Here is a 15,558-nt window from a genome sequence, read left to right on the forward strand (position 1 = left end):
CAATTTTATCATGATTTAAAACTATTAAGTTCCCACTCAATCTAACAATTTAATATAACCGTATATACTATATACATGAAAGTAAAAATATATTTAAAAGCGCAAATCATTGGTTTTTTGGCGTTTATTTTAATATTCAGTTCTTGTACAAAAGACAAAACCACGCCTGCGGTAGTAAACGCAACGCCAGTAACTTTGGGCTTATACGAATACTCCCTCGGCCAAAACAAAAGAGTACTTATCCCAATTACCCAGGTTGGTACGCAAACGGTAAATTATGGAACTATATTTGATACCGGCTCGCCGGGATTAACCATAGATGCCACAGGGATACTTCCAGCATCCATGATCACTTCAGCCGGAATCACCGTTACCGGCGATTCTACAGTTGTTAATGGTATTACTGTAACTCCCAAAACTGCCACTATAAGTTTTGGCGATGCTACCGGTACCACTAAGGAATACGGGAACCTTGCTTATGCCAACATTAAGGTAGGCAACTCCTTAGGAAGCCTGAATTTGAAGCGGGTACCCATTTTTTTATATTATAAAATAATTGACGGAACCGGCAAACAACTAAGTGCCCACTCGGCTGATGTTTTTGGCGTTGGGCCAGGTTTAAGCAACACCCGGAGCGAAATTTCAAGTCCATTAAGGTTTTTTGAATACGGCACCGGTCTTACAAGCGGCTTTAAGATTGCCACTTTAAATACAACCAGTTTTTTAGGTACGCCCACCTACGTTTCCGGCTTGCTTACCATAGGCCTTACAGCATCAGACCTTTCCTCATCAAATTTTATTATGCACCCGCTTACCAATACCACCAGCGGTTATTCGCCAAATATTCCCGGAACAATAACTTACAGCGGAAAAACAATTGCAGCACAGTTCCTGTTTGATACCGGAACACCCTCTGTAACTACTATTGAAGACAGGCTGGCCACAAACGCCATAGGGGCGCTGCCGGCAAATTCCGTGGTAACAATAACTACCAACAGGGGTTTCACATACACTTACACTACATCAAATACGGGCAACCTTACCGAGGTACAAAACCCTAATAATACCGCCGATTACCGTACCATTTTAAGCATCGACTTTTTTATAAAGAATGAATACCTAACTGATTATGACAATCACCAAATTGGGTTAAAAAACAATTAAAGGAGGCGATTTTTATTCATCGATTTATAATAGCTATTCATCGACACATAATTTCAACGCTGCTGCTGCTGAGTTAATTTTAGATAAGAAAAAATGGCCATCAAGGCCATACTAACCATCAACTTAAAATTAATTCAGATGAAAATGAGATCAATTTACCAATTGTTATTATTGTTGAGTGTTGCAGGGTGCCTGGCATCGTGTAAAAAGGAAAACGCTTCCAAATCAGCTTCCGCTACCACCACAACTTCCTCTACCATCACGTCAACAGGGGCTATCGCCGTTAGTTTGGCATCTGGCACAACAGATACCGTTTACGTGGTTGGCTGCTATGGCAAGCATAGCAAAAAAGACACGGTTGCTTCCAGTGCGCTACCATCCTCAATTGGCACTTACTTAACTGCAAACTACAGCGGTTATACCTTTAAAAAAGCCTATTCAATAGCCGATAGCGCCAAAGCAATTACCAATTACATTGTGGTGATTAAATACAACAGTGCTTTGGTAGGCTTAAAATTTACTGCTGATGGAACATTTGTAAGTATATTGGAGCAGAGAGCCGGGCATGATTTGATGGGACAGGGATGGCACCATGGCGGCCCCTTTGACAATCGTGATGGCAAACACCGCGATACTATCGCTATATCTGCTCTCCCTGCTGCGGTGACCAGCTACTTCAAAACCACCTATTCAACAGATACGCTGCTGCATGCATCCATTACTCCCGATAGTGCCTACGTGCTCATCAGTAAAAATAACGGCTTGTTTGCCACTGCTATCAAAGCAAACGGTACATTAATTAAACGCACCCAAATTGATAAACATGCAGGCAAACACACTGCAATTGCCGAAACCAGTTTGCCGGCTGCTATTACAACTTACTTAACAACAACCTACCCAGGCTATGTGCTTGACAAGGCATTTTCTTACAGTGTAAGTGGTACCTTAAAAGGGTATGATGTAGTAATTACATCAAACAGTACCAAATATGCTTTAGTATTTGATGCCAGCGGCATTTTTGTTAAAGCATTTGCTGTGCATTAAAATCTTCCCGTAGTATATTTTAACCCGGTTATCTTTAGGTAGATACCGGGTTTTTGTTTAAAAAATAGGTTTCTTTTTATTACCGGTTATTTCTTTGGCTGATAAAGCTGATTCATAAAAATAGTGATGCCATACTTTGCGCCTTTCCATTTAGCATCCAGCTCTTTAGGAACAGCACCGGGGCTTTGGGCAAAATTACCTGCTATAATGTCAATATCACCGTCGCCGTCAATGTCGGCTTTCTCCAGGGTTAAAGTCTTCAGGGGGATCTCGCTCTTCAGGATGTAGGGTTTAAAAGTAAACTTCTTCTGGTTTGTATTTTCAAGGTATACAAAAGATTCATCCACCAGTTTACCAAAATCGGGAAAGAAAGCACTACAGGCAAAGTCTATATCACCGTCTTTATCAAAATCTTCGGCCAAAACACGGGTTACACCGTATATCGGATAAAAAAACTGCTCTTTAAAAACGTTATTGCCCTGGTTAATATTAATCCGGATACCGTGGTATGCTTTTAATACCTGTGAGTAATCAGCATTGTCGCCGTGCACGGTTATAATATCGGTAAGTCCATCGTGGTTATAATCAACCAGCGTCATGTCCGTAGTACCATAGTTGGGCGGAAACCGCAACACTCTCTGGGCTTTAAATTTCAGATTATCTTTCTGATAGAAAATGTAAACACTTTCATCTCCCTGCGAAAACATAGCTACAATGTCCTTTTTGCCATCGCCATCCATATCCTTCACATAGCATTTAATAGCCCCGGCAAGCGGCAGTAAAACAGTTTCCACATATTTGCCGGCTTTATTCTTTTTAAACAGCGATAAGCCCCCTGTTTTATTCCCGAAATTACAAACAATAATCTCAGGATCTCCATCATTATTCAGATCAACTAGTTGAGAATTAACGGGCCTGTGCAAGGCACTTAGCAATACGGAGCTGGTACTGTCTTTATAGCTTACATATGATCCCAAACTTAGCTCGGTTGGGTATAGTTTACCTATCTCGGTAAAATAAGTGCTTCCTTTATAAAAATTAAAATCAACTACCGGGCTTTCTGTAGTTATTGTTTTTGTAACGCCAATATTATATTTCCAGTTATAAACCTTGTTAAGAAAATTCCCTATCCATAAGGTATTAGTTTCCGAGTTATACTCTAACCCGGTTATTAATGATGGTACCTGGTCATCAATTTGAATATCCTGCCTGGTAAACTGTTTTAGCGGGCTGTTACGGGTTAGCCTGCTGTCATCGGCAATAAGGGAATCGGGCGCTAAACTGATCACATACGCTACCAGCTTATTCCATTCATCCAAATTTAAAACAGGGGCATCGGGGATGATGTTATTTTTTTTTACGACTATCTTTTCTTCATCAGATAATCCGCGCAACGGATCATAGTTGGGATAAATGATCCCCATCCTGGCGGCCATTACCGGCAGCACATGCAAGCGCCAAACATCTTTAGTTAAACTGGTGGGATCTGGCAACATATGGCATGTAGCACAAAAAGTAGTGAACAAGGCCTTTCCCCCATCATCTGCCTTTACCGGCTTCACCCTTGCAGTAACAGGGCTATAGGTTAATGAATTCAGACCGATCATCAACGTTATCGCAAAAAGCACCGTTAAGATGATCAGTCTGATATTCATAATTTATTTTTATTGATCAATACTTATCGTTTGGGGACTATTTCCATCATTCCAACCGTCAACACTCACCACCAATTTTTTATTATTTGCGGCGGCATTGTATTCAACTATTACCTTTTTTTCTTCCCCCGGTAAAACTGTAATATAGTTATTACTGTAAAATGCAGGCAAAATCCTTGCTTTACTGTCCGCATCCACTAATGAAACTCTGTTAAAAAAAGCAAGTACACTATTCTCTTTATTAACTAACGTAACTTCTACCCTACCTGGTTTTAAATATTTTGCTTTAACGGATAATTCTTCAGTTTTCATTTTTTGCAGACCAGAAAACGCGCCTTTACTATCCGGAATCCAATAAGTATTATCCGTTATAACTTTCTTATCCTCATCCAATAACTGTAATGACAGAAAAACGCCCTCTTTGGCGGCAAGCTTATCAACAGCCCCCTTAACAGAGAAGTATTTTTTAACCGTATTGGCATTTATATCAGCAAAAACCTGGGTCAGCAGATTTTCTTTACCTTGCATATCATAGGTTTTTACCACCATCATCATGCTGCGCCGGGCTTTAAAGGTATTGTTGGCTACCATTATATTGCCATTAATTGGGTTGTACATAATATGGAATGGCGCGCTGCCATTGTGTAAACCATACAGGCAGGCGTTAGGATCAAGGTAATAATCATACATCTGCCCGCGCATGGCTGTCCATGGGTTTTGGGTTTTCCAGATGATAAAACCGGTATACCAATCCCACATGTGCGAGGTAAAGCCCTCGGCAAGGCCACGGTACTGATCATAATTTACCAGTTGTGCTTTCATAGCAAAATCGGCAGCGCTTTTAGCTTTGCCATATTTATTGATACTGGTATCATAGCCAATGTATTTATGGTAATCCCAAACACTGTCTACTTTGTTTTTGTGTGTATCTTCATCATAAACCGGCGGAACCATGTTAGCCGTTGGGATAAATCTTTTCAATGATTCATAATCGCCTACACCAACAGAACCCACCTCTGAATTAAAAGGAAAAGTTTTATATTCCCAAAACACCGATAAAGGCTGAATACCATAAGGCCCATCGCCATTACCACCCAGCACATTGTGCGACATGCTATCTGAATTAGAATAATCAACAAACCAGCGGGTATTATCAAGCTTAGGCAAAATGGTATCCCGTAAAGCAGTAAGGATATCCTCGGGCGGAGTAATTTCATTGCCACCGCACCATATAGCCAGCGATGCATAATTGCGCACCATCTTTATCTGGTCGACTGCCGAACGCAGGAACAAGCCATGGTCATCCGGGTATTTGCGGCGTGTCCATTGATCATCAAGTTTCTGAGGATCCTGCCAACGGCCGTTGCAATCGCCGGATCCCCATAGATCCTGGAAAACCAGCATACCATATTTATCACAGGCTTCGTAAAACTCAGGTCGTTCAATCATCGCGCCTCCCCAAATCCTGATCAGGTTTAGGTTCATGTCCCGATGAAAACGAACTTCGGCATCATAACGCATATCCGACAAGCGTAGCATGGCGTCAGATATAACCCAATTGCCCCCTTTTATAAATATCCGTTGACCATTAACCGCTATCTGCCTGCTGCCAGTATGCTCATTATACTCGCTGGTTAATTGCCTTACCCCTATTTTAAGCAAATGCTGATCAGATATCACTTTGCCATTAACCGCAAACTTCAACTTAAAATCATACAAGTTTTGCGGTCCGTAACCATTTGGCCACCATAGTTTAGGGTTAGGCAAACTGTAATCATTAAAACTTACATCAGCAGTTGAATTTGGTTTCAGACTGATGCTTTTTGAAATTACTTTACCACCCAGCTCAAAACTTAAAGTACCGCTAACGGGTGCTGTTGTAGGGTTACTTAATGCGGCCGATACTTTAATAACTGCAGGCTGTTGGGCACCTTCAGGAAGCCTTACTCCCGGAACCAATGTAATAACATGTTCATCGGTAATGCGCACTGCGCCGGTTTTTTGGATGGTAACCTTATCCCATATCCCGGTATTTCTATCTCTCATCGGCTGAATCCAATCCCAGCCTGCTGTATATTGCAACCCAACATTCCTGGCGATGGTACCATCACCACCCTGACCGCCATTCGGGTTACCTAATACATCAGGCGGGTGCACTAATACGGCTAAACGATTGTTGCCATTTTTGGCTAAAAAGGATGTTATATTATAGGTAAACCTTAAAAACATTCCTTTTTGAATGGTTTTATTTAGTTTGTGTCCATTCAAATAAATATCACAGCTATAGTTTATACCTCTAAAATTAAGGTAAACCTGGCCACCGTTTAGTGCCGGTACTTCTTTAAAATCTTTGGTAAACCAATAAGTATAGTAATCTGCCCCGGTTTTGTAAATATCAGGTATATGCTCATTATTCATGCCCCAAAACGGGTCGGGTATTTTTTGATTGTTTAACAGCGTAGTTAAAACAGTGCCCGGCACTGTAGCCGGCATCCAACTGCTGTTATTGAATGCGGTTGTTGATAGTACCAATCCGTTATCCTTTACGCTGCTTATAGGTGCACACATCCAGCCGGAGTTGAGCTCATAGCTGCTTTGCGCATATATATTGGTTGCGATTAAAAATAAGATGAGCGTACAAAATAATTTAGCGGGCCTGAATATTAATAGTTGGGGCATTTTATTTAATTATAGATGTGTTATATGTATAGTAAATATATAAGTTGATAACTACTGAATTTTAAATACGGCAGCATGCGCCAAACCGTTTTGTGTTTGTAAAGATGCAGGTATATTTATTTTAATTACACCTTCGGCCACTGTCCATTTCAGTTTTTTGCTGATACCCAGCAAACTTATTTTTTTTATTTTATCAGCATCCTTTAGATGTAGTGAGATATTTGAAGGCAAAACCACGGCTTCTTTATCCTTTTCGGCCAAAACAAATGCATATGTGCTTTTGCCAGCCTTGGTATAATATATATTTCCTTCGGAGTAAGGTGCTATCGCGTCAGAATTATAAATGCCCTCACCGTTAATTTTAATCCAGTCGCCAATTTGTTTTAGGCGGCTATATGCAGCAGGATCCCAATCACCATCAGGCCCGGGACCTATATTCATTAACAGGTTACCGCCACGGGATACAATTTTCACCAATAAAGTTATTATTTCATTGGCAGATTTATAATGATCACCGGGTACATAGCTCCATGAATTACCCATAGTGATACAGCTTTCCCAGGGATGATCCAAAGGTGCATCCGGCACCTGTTGCTCTGGCGTAGTATAATTTTCATATTGCCCGGCAACAGTACGATCAACCACTATTAAACCTGGCTGTTTTATTCTTGCCGCCGCGGCTATTTTTGCCATATCAATATCCTGATCATACGGAATAGTACGCTGCCAATCCACGGCTGCATCTATCGTATTCTTTGGTCTAACCCAGCCGCCATCAAGCCACAAAATATCTACCTTTCCATAACCTGTCATAAGCTCCTGGATCTGGTTAAAGGTGAAATCCTTAAATTTTTGCCAGCGCTCTGGATATTTAGCAGGATCATAATTTACGTTTCTGTCTTTAGGCGGGAAGTATGGCCACCAATAATTTTCTGTATGCCAGTCTGGTTTTGAAAAGTAAGCTCCAATCATAAAATTCTCCTTGCTAAACGCGTTAAATACCTCCTTAGCTACGTTACTCCTGGGGTTGACCGAGAAAGGCGTTTTTGAGCTGGTAATTTTATAATCGGTTTGTTTGGTATCAAACATGCAAAAACCATCATGGTGCTTGGTAGTAAAAACCACATACTTCATCCCCGCATATTTTGCAGCAGCAACCCACTTTTCGGGGTTAAAATTTGTAGGATTAAAAGTGGTTTGCAAATTTTCGTAAGCTTTTTTGTAATTGTAGTAATCGCCGCCATAGGGGCCACGGCGTTGTGTCCACCCCTCATCCTCGGGGCAAATACTCCAGCTTTCAACAACCCCCCACTGGCTGTAAGTGCCCCAGTGCATAAATAATCCAAATTTTAGTCCCTGCCATTTATGCAGTTTCTTTTGAACCAGTGAGTCTTGGGGTATTACATAATCCTTTGACATATTATGTTGTTGTGCCATCAGATTATTTAGTGGCAAAAGGAATGCGAGAAAAACAAGGATTTTTTTCATTTATAATTGTATTTTTTGTTTCTTTATATAGGTAACCAATTAAACCGCCATAATAAAATCTTCTGGATAAAATTCGTAAATGAAAGGATAAAATCCGAACATTTTATATGCTTTTTAATGCGTAATAATTCATCAAAAACAGCACTTAGTGTATACAATACAATGATGAGTTTGAAATTTAAAATGCTAAAATAGTATACATACACTATACTTACTCTACTATTTTAGTATAAATTGAGATATAAAATGTCATTTTTACATTTTAAAATAGCTAAATATGGCATCTAAACACCCTATTGACAACTTTTTTATTCAATTTGCCTACACACTAAGTAAATAAATTTCGAGAAGAATGAATTTTTCATTAATTACTTGTCGAAATTAAAATAAATGCTTCTTTTTGTTATCAAATTATTACATTGCGTCATAATAACTGTTCTGAAAACACATAACTGACTTGCTATTGAAAATCTCTAAAACTGATACTCCGGATTTATGGAAACAAGTTTGTTTTGATGACGATATCAAAGCATTTGAATTACTGTTCCACGCGCTGAATACCCGGCTTATAAAGTTTTGTGTGTTTTACATCCGCCAAAAGGAGGCAGCAGAAGAGATTGTATCCGATGTATTTATTAAATGCTGGGAATCGCGTAAAAACCTTACCGAAATTGCTAATCCGGAAACCTACTTATTTGTAGCAGTAAAAAATCAATCATTCAATTACCTTAAAAAATTCTCCAATATCCATCTTGTACAGATAGAAGCTTCGGACGAAATTGAGTTTGTAAACACCTTTGACCCCGAAAAGGAACTGGAACGCAAAGAACTTCACTTTTTATTAGATAAAGCTATTGGATCCTTACCGCAGCAAGCTTGTATAATTTTCAAACTCATTAAAGAGGATGGCATGAAGTACAAAGAAGTTGCCGAAATTTTAAACATATCTCCCCGTACTGTTCAAACACAACTTTTCAGATCAATGAAAAAACTGAGCATCATACTTTCGGGGCATCAGTTAGCATCAAAATCGTCTGAAAGGGCTTCTTCTGGTCACCACATCATAGGGCTTCCGTTGTTATAGTCATTCTTTTTAAATTTTTTTTTAAAGCTTACAGGTAATTTTAAAAAAAGCTCTTCCGATCGCCAAATCATAGCCTTTCTGTTTTTATAAAAATTCTTTTTAATTTTTTTTTAAAAGCTTGTAGGCAATTTTTAAAAAAGTATTGTCCTATCTTAAAACAAGCCCGCTTACGCAATTAAATGGTTAACGAAAGATTTATTGAACTGCTCGCAAAAAAACTCTCGGATGAGATCGATGCAGGAGAATTAGAAGAATTCAGTTTCCTGATCGCGAACGACGAGGCTTGCAGGCAGCAAAATAATTTTTTTAAAATTTATTGGGTTAAAAACGAGGAACAATATTCAAATACCGAATTAATGTTTCAACGGATCAGGAGCAAAATTGAAGTTCCGGAAAAAGATACCGAAGAAACTGAAACCGGAGTGATTGCAAATAGTTACAAAAGCAGTCGGATAGTGATACGTAGCATCGCGGCAATTCTTATTGCAGGTGTTTGCATATTCGCTGCGTACAATTTTTGGGGTTATAATTTAAAAGATCTTAGAGTTGCTGATTTGCAACAAAAAAAAACGCCGAGCCGCGTTAAGTCGAAGATCTATTTAAGCGATGGTTCAATTGTTACTTTAAACTCAGAAACGACATTGAAATATCCCCCTACATTTAAAGGATCAACCCGCGAGGTTTACCTTAATGGTGAAGCCTTTTTTGACGTGGCCAAGGATCATCGTCATCCGTTTATAGTACACGCGGGCAATATGAGTATCAAAGTTTTAGGGACAGCCTTCAACGTTAAATCATATAAAAATGATTTAACAAGCGAAACCACCCTCATTAGAGGTGCTATTGAAGTAACCCTGGCCGACAGACCATCTGACCGCATCATTTTAAAACCAAATGAAAAGCTGATTTTAAAAAGTACCACCTTTAAAAAACACATTATAAATAGAAATTTAGTAGCCCAAACTCCTGATACTGCCAAAACCAGCTATGCTTTAACCAATCTTACCTATCTGCGATCAAACGATACTACAGTTGTTGAAACCTCCTGGGTAAATAACAGGCTTGTTTTTAAAGACGAAGACTTTAATGAATTAGCAAACAAAATGGAACGCTGGTATGGTATAAAAGTGAAATTTAAAAACTCAGCAGCAAAAGACTATCATTTTACCGGTGTTTTTGAAAAAGAAAGCGTTACACAAGCGTTAAGCGCTTTGCAATTGATTGAATCATTTTCCTATAAGTACAAAAATGAAACCGTATATATTTATTAACCTAACTACTGAATTAAATAAGCCTATGAAATAAAGTAACCTTTACATACCCAAAAAACGGGAATTACCAATGGTAATCCCCGTGAAGATGAAGATCTGTTAGTTAATCATGCAATGCTCTCTCGAACAGAACATTGCCATTTAATCAAGTCACCTTTAATTAAGTAAAAGTATGAAATATTTTAAACACCCCAAGGGTGTAAGAGATAACTATTGGCTATTTAAGTCCATATTAATAATGAAATTGACATTTATTTTAACAGTGTTCTTTAGCCTGCAAACCATGGCGAAAGTATACTCACAACAAAAAGTCACCTTTAATGTAAAATCGGTAGATTTTAACAAAGTTATCTCCGCCATTCAAAAGCAAACCAACTACCACTTCGTTTTCAGCGAGCGTAAGATCCCGTCAACAAAAAAGATCACGCTTAACGTACAAAACGAAGAGGTTACTTCGGTATTGAACAAGCTGTTGGCTAATTCTGATTTCACATACACCCAATTGGAAAATAACCTGATCGTTATCTCTCAAAAAAATGAGATCATAAATGCAGCTATTATTCATGGTAAGGTTGTTGACGAAAATGGCACTCCGGCTCCTGGTGTTTCAGTAAGGGTAAAAGGCACTACAACCGGCACTATTACTGATGCAAATGGTAATTTCTCTGTAAATGCTCCCGATAATGCAATACTTGTATTTTCGTTCTTAGGTTACGAAACCCAGGAAGTAGCAGTTGCAGGCAAAAAAGAATTTTCTATTAAATTAACCGTGTCTGCCAAAAGCTTAAGCGAAGTGGTAGTAACTGCGTTAGGTATTAAAAAGGATTCAAAAAAATTAGGTTACGCTGTTACTACAGTTAACGGTAGCGTAATGGATAAGGCAAAAGAGTCAAACGTTGCCATGTCATTAGAGGGCCGTGTTGCAGGCTTAAGTATAAGTGGTGCCAATGGTGGCGCGGGTTCTTCAGCGCGTATCTTATTACGTGGTGTAACCAGCACAGGAACCACTCAAGGACCTTTGTTTGTAATTAATGGAGTACCAATGGATAACACCCAAAGAGGCCAATCGGGCGAATGGGGAGGTGCTGATTATGGTGACGGTATTGCCAATATTAACCCCGATGATATCGAAACAATGACCGTTTTAAAAGGTCAGTCGGCATCCGCACTTTATGGTACACGTGCAACAGGCGGTGTAATTTTGATCACCACCAAATCAGGCAAGAAAAATTCGGGCTTTGGTGTTGAATACAATACCAATTACCAGATGGATAAGGTATATGATAACACCGATTTTCAAACTGCATATGGCCAGGGAGAAAATGGCGTTAAACCAACAACTGTTGCTGGTGCATTAAGTTCAGGTAACCTTGCATGGGGTGCAAAGCTTGATGGCTCATCAGTAATACAATTTGATGGAAAAAACTATGCATATTCAAAAACAAGTGATAACTACGCTAAATTTTATAAAACCGGTGGTACCTTTACCAATACTGTATCGTTAACAGGTGGCGGTGAAAGTGGAGCTTTCCGTTTATCCTTATCAGATTTCAATAACCATGCGATAACGCCTAATAGCGGTTTAAACAGGAAAAGTTTTAACTTTAACGGGTCACAAACTGTTATAAAAAATCTGGATATAAACCTGGTTGCTAACTATATTATAGACAACGCGAAAAACCGCTCTGGTTTAAGTGATGGACCAGGTAACCCAAACAACGTTCAGTTCCTTGCACCAAACGAAGCTCAAAGCATTTTAGCGCCAGGTTATAACTCGGCCGGTAAAGAAACATCATTCACCAATGATATTTATGTAACCAACCCTTACTTTGCAGCTTACAAATTTATAAACAATACCAAAAGAGAGCGCTTAATCTCATCTATATCAGCAAGATACGCTATTACACCATGGGCTTATGCGCAAGGTCGTATTGGTTATGATAAAATTAACGATAACAGGTTAAATATCGAACCAACAGGTACTGCTTATGTTGGTGGTAATGGTAACATGAATACCCAAACGTCTCAAACTACAGAGTTCAACGCAGACGTGTTATTTGGGGCAAAACACGACCTGGTGAAAGACTTATTGAATCTTGATCTTTCATTCGGTGGTAACGTGCGTAAAAATGACTATTCAGGCACTACTATCGGTGGTAGTAACTTTATTATCCCTTATTTTTACGATTTATCAAACTTGCCAACCAGGAACAGTGGCAATCTTGACCCTAAAAAACTTGAAGTACATTCAGCATATTACACAGCTGATTTTGCTATTAAAGATTTCTTAGTTATAGGTACAACCGGCCGTTATGACTACTATAGCAGTATCGGAAAAGACCTGGGTCCGGGTATCTTTACACCATCTGTTTCTGCAAGCTTTATCTTCTCTGACCTTGCACATATCAATGGTCTTGATTTTGGAAAACTTCGTGTTGCGTACGCAAAAACAAGCGCGGGTGCAGATCCATATGCCAACCAAATCTATTATAGCGTTAACAACTCTATCAACGGTGTTAACGCCGGTGGTTTTAGCTCTCAGTTAGCTAACCTTTTGTTAAAACCTTATACTTTAACAGAGGTTGAAATTGGTACTGAAATGAAGTTTTTCAATGACCGGTTCGGGTTAGATGTAGCTTATTTCAATCGCAAAACAAAGAATGAAATAGTTAATGGCAGCATCGACTGGTCAACAGGTTACACAAATGCTTATGCAGCTACCGCTTCTGTACAAAATAAAGGTATTGAGGTTGAGTTACATGGTACACCTTTTAAAACAAGCGACTTTAGCTGGTCTCCTTCATTTAACTTTACCTACGTAAAAAATAAAGTTTTAGAAACAGATAAAAGTGGTGCAAATATTGGCTTAGGTACATACCGTCCATTAAACGCTACTACAGCGTTTGTTAAAGGCTTGGCAGGTCCGCAAATATTAGCAAATGATTACGCCCGCGATGCCAGCGGAAAGATCATTTTTGATGCAAACGGTATCCCAACAGCTACTGCACGCATCCCGATGGGTAGTGTTATCCCTAAATTTTATGGTGGTTTAAACAACGATTTCAACTACAAAAACTTCAATCTTGGTTTCCTTGTTGATTACCGTTTTGGCAACAAAGTACTTTCTGCAACTAATTACTACAGCATCTTCCGTGGTTTAAATAAAATGACGCTTGAAGGCCGTGAAACCGGTGTAGTTGGTCAAGGTGTTACTGCAACTGGTGCAACAAATACAGTAAATGTACCTGCCGAAACCTATTACCAGGCTTTAGCTCGTGGTGTATCAGCATTAAACGTGCTTGATGGCAGCTTTATTAAGCTTCGTCAAATAACCTTCGGCTACACATTTGGTAAAAACTATTTGGCAAATACACCGCTTAGCTCAATTACCTTCTCATTGGTAGCCAGAAATTTATGGACTATCATGAAGCATACCGACAATATCGATCCTGAATCAAATTTTGCTCCCGGTATAAATTATGCCGGTATTGAAGGCACAAGCGTTCCTGCTGTTAGGACTTATGGGTTTAACTTAAACTTCAAATTTAAAAAATAACAAAAGATGAAAAAACGATATATATATAGTTGTTTGCTTGCCGGGGCTACGCTTATTGCAAACTGCTCAAAAAACTTTGATCAGGTTAACGTTAACCCTACCAAAGTTAATGCTGATTTGTTTAATCCAAACTTTTTAATGGCACAAGCACAAATCCAGTTTTCAAATACTGGTTATGATCAATTGCTTTTTCAAAGTATGTGGTCGCAAGCGCTTTCATCTACCTATGATTATTATGGTAATGGTGATAAATATGTAGCTACAGGTAGTTTTCAGGATTATAAAGCCCGTACCTGGAACAACGGTTACAGCGCAACTACTCTTATTGACGAAATGAAAAACCTGATAAAGGGCAAAGCAGATTATAGCAACCTTGATAACTGTGGCACCATTTTACGCGTATTGATGCTTGAGCGTGTTACCGATGCTTATGGAGATATGCCATTTTCACAGGAAGGGCAGGCAAAATCAGGAATTTTTACACCTGTATTTGATGCTCAAAAAGATATCTATGCTTCTATGCTTGACCAATTGGATAAAGCATGTACTGCCTTAGATGTTTCAAAAGCTGGCCCTACAAGTGATCTTTTCTATAGTGGTAATGTTGCACAATGGAAAAAATTGGGTTACTCATTAATGCTTCGTGCTGCTATGCGCTTAACCAAAGTTGATGTTGCTACCGCTCAAAAATATGCCGAAAAAGCATATACAGGAGGTACAATGGCCGGCATCGCCGATAATGCGAAAGTAAAAGCAGACTATGGCAACAGCAACGGAAACTCTGATGCAGCAGCATTATTGGTTACTGATGACTTTAGAGAAGTAAGATGGGGGAAAACGCTGGTTGACTTTATGAAAAGCAGCGCAGATCCACGTGTTAGCGCAATAGCAGAAATTTCTGCAGGCACTGGCAAAACAGCTAATGAAAACAAAGCTGTTGGTATCAGCACCTTCGCGTTGCAAACTGGTATGCCTAATGGTTTTGACTTAAAGGGTGGCTCAACTGATATTTCAAAAGCTACCGGGTATCCAGGTACATCACCTGCAGATCCATCGGTTAAGGATGATTCTCCAGCCCCGGTTGGTAAATACTCCCGTCCTAAATTTGCAGTGTATGATGATCGTAATCGTTATAATTTCCTGTTGACTTATGGCGAAACTGAACTTTTATTAGCAGAGGCCGCATTTAGAGGATGGGCTACAGGAACTGCAGCTACTCATTATGCTAACGCGTTAACTGCAGACATGCAAACCTTATCTCAATTTGGTACAACATCGGTTGATGCTGCTGCAATAACTGCTTATGTTGCTACACATCCATTGGTTCCGGCTACTGCACTACAGCAAATCAACATGGAGTACTACGTTGAAACTGCAACAGTTTTCAACTTTAACGAAAACTGGAATAACTGGAAAAGATCCGGGTTCCCTGTTTTAACTAAAGTTGCTTACCCAAATCAGTTTGCTACAGATATTCCAAGAAGAATCGCTTATCCTGTTACTTTATCATCAACAAACGCCGCAAATTTTGCTGCCGCTGTTGCAAGAATGGGTGGCGACACATTCATAACACGTGTTTACTGGGATAAATAAAATTTAATTTCCTTAACAAACAGG

General features: G+C 39.3%; 9 protein-coding genes. 6 read left to right on the forward strand and 3 right to left on the reverse strand.

Going from position 1 to position 15,558, the window contains the following annotated elements:
* The first annotated feature begins 75 nt into the window (after nucleotides 1-75).
* Both Q0R88_RS24915 and Q0R88_RS24920 read left to right on the forward strand, forming a co-directional pair.
* Nucleotides 76-1,164 (forward strand): hypothetical protein, encoded by a 1,089-nt coding sequence (locus tag Q0R88_RS24915; protein WP_295721141.1) that lies wholly within the window; start codon nucleotides 76-78, stop codon nucleotides 1,162-1,164.
* Nucleotides 1,165-1,302: 138 nt separating this feature from the next.
* Complete coding sequence (locus Q0R88_RS24920) at nucleotides 1,303-2,208, forward strand: PepSY-like domain-containing protein (RefSeq protein WP_295721142.1); 906 nt, start codon at nucleotides 1,303-1,305, stop codon at nucleotides 2,206-2,208.
* Between the two features lie 86 nt (nucleotides 2,209-2,294).
* Here the strand turns inward: Q0R88_RS24920 and Q0R88_RS24925 are convergent, their stop codons facing one another.
* The 3 genes from Q0R88_RS24925 to Q0R88_RS24935 are packed head-to-tail and all read right to left on the reverse strand — an operon-like array spanning nucleotide 2,295 to nucleotide 8,030.
* Nucleotides 2,295-3,863, reverse strand: coding sequence for a VCBS repeat-containing protein (locus tag Q0R88_RS24925; protein ID WP_295721143.1), 1,569 nt, complete (start codon nucleotides 3,861-3,863; stop codon nucleotides 2,295-2,297).
* 9 nt (nucleotides 3,864-3,872) lie between these two features.
* Nucleotides 3,873-6,542: a glycoside hydrolase family 2 TIM barrel-domain containing protein gene (locus Q0R88_RS24930; protein ID WP_295721144.1), complete on the reverse strand. Its 2,670-nt coding sequence runs from the start codon at nucleotides 6,540-6,542 to the stop codon at nucleotides 3,873-3,875.
* A gap of 51 nt (nucleotides 6,543-6,593) precedes the next feature.
* Complete coding sequence (locus tag Q0R88_RS24935) at nucleotides 6,594-8,030, reverse strand: alpha-L-fucosidase (RefSeq protein ID WP_295721145.1); 1,437 nt, start codon at nucleotides 8,028-8,030, stop codon at nucleotides 6,594-6,596.
* Between the two features lie 463 nt (nucleotides 8,031-8,493).
* Between Q0R88_RS24935 and Q0R88_RS24940 the strand changes: the two genes are divergently transcribed.
* From Q0R88_RS24940 to Q0R88_RS24955, 4 genes are all read left to right on the forward strand, one after another.
* The gene (locus tag Q0R88_RS24940) at nucleotides 8,494-9,114 is read left to right on the forward strand and encodes an RNA polymerase sigma-70 factor (RefSeq protein WP_295721146.1); all 621 of its coding nucleotides are present in this window, start codon (nucleotides 8,494-8,496) and stop codon (nucleotides 9,112-9,114) included.
* 179 nt (nucleotides 9,115-9,293) lie between these two features.
* Nucleotides 9,294-10,385 (forward strand): FecR family protein, encoded by a 1,092-nt coding sequence (locus Q0R88_RS24945; RefSeq protein ID WP_295721147.1) that lies wholly within the window; start codon nucleotides 9,294-9,296, stop codon nucleotides 10,383-10,385.
* A gap of 172 nt (nucleotides 10,386-10,557) precedes the next feature.
* Nucleotides 10,558-13,941: a SusC/RagA family TonB-linked outer membrane protein gene (locus Q0R88_RS24950; RefSeq protein WP_295721148.1), complete on the forward strand. Its 3,384-nt coding sequence runs from the start codon at nucleotides 10,558-10,560 to the stop codon at nucleotides 13,939-13,941.
* A 6-nt stretch (nucleotides 13,942-13,947) separates the two neighbouring features.
* Nucleotides 13,948-15,534: a SusD/RagB family nutrient-binding outer membrane lipoprotein gene (locus Q0R88_RS24955; RefSeq protein ID WP_295721149.1), complete on the forward strand. Its 1,587-nt coding sequence runs from the start codon at nucleotides 13,948-13,950 to the stop codon at nucleotides 15,532-15,534.
* The last annotated feature ends 24 nt before the right edge of the window (nucleotides 15,535-15,558 follow it).

Source organism: Mucilaginibacter sp., assembly GCF_025362475.1.
Taxonomy (GTDB): Bacteria; Bacteroidota; Bacteroidia; order Sphingobacteriales; family Sphingobacteriaceae; genus Mucilaginibacter.

What these genes read in the sequence shown, in the direction of transcription:
- Q0R88_RS24955 (WP_295721149.1), top strand. Translation starts at nt 13,948, where the DNA reads ATGAAAAAACGATATATATATAGTTGTTTGCTTGCCGGGGCTACGCTT.
- Q0R88_RS24920 (WP_295721142.1), top strand. Translation starts at nt 1,303, where the DNA reads ATGAAAATGAGATCAATTTACCAATTGTTATTATTGTTGAGTGTTGCA.
- Q0R88_RS24950 (WP_295721148.1), top strand. Translation starts at nt 10,558, where the DNA reads ATGAAATATTTTAAACACCCCAAGGGTGTAAGAGATAACTATTGGCTA.
- Q0R88_RS24945 (WP_295721147.1), top strand. Translation starts at nt 9,294, where the DNA reads ATGGTTAACGAAAGATTTATTGAACTGCTCGCAAAAAAACTCTCGGAT.
- Q0R88_RS24925 (WP_295721143.1), bottom strand. Translation starts at nt 3,863, where the DNA reads ATGAATATCAGACTGATCATCTTAACGGTGCTTTTTGCGATAACGTTG.
- Q0R88_RS24930 (WP_295721144.1), bottom strand. Translation starts at nt 6,542, where the DNA reads ATGCCCCAACTATTAATATTCAGGCCCGCTAAATTATTTTGTACGCTC.
- Q0R88_RS24915 (WP_295721141.1), top strand. Translation starts at nt 76, where the DNA reads ATGAAAGTAAAAATATATTTAAAAGCGCAAATCATTGGTTTTTTGGCG.
- Q0R88_RS24935 (WP_295721145.1), bottom strand. Translation starts at nt 8,030, where the DNA reads ATGAAAAAAATCCTTGTTTTTCTCGCATTCCTTTTGCCACTAAATAAT.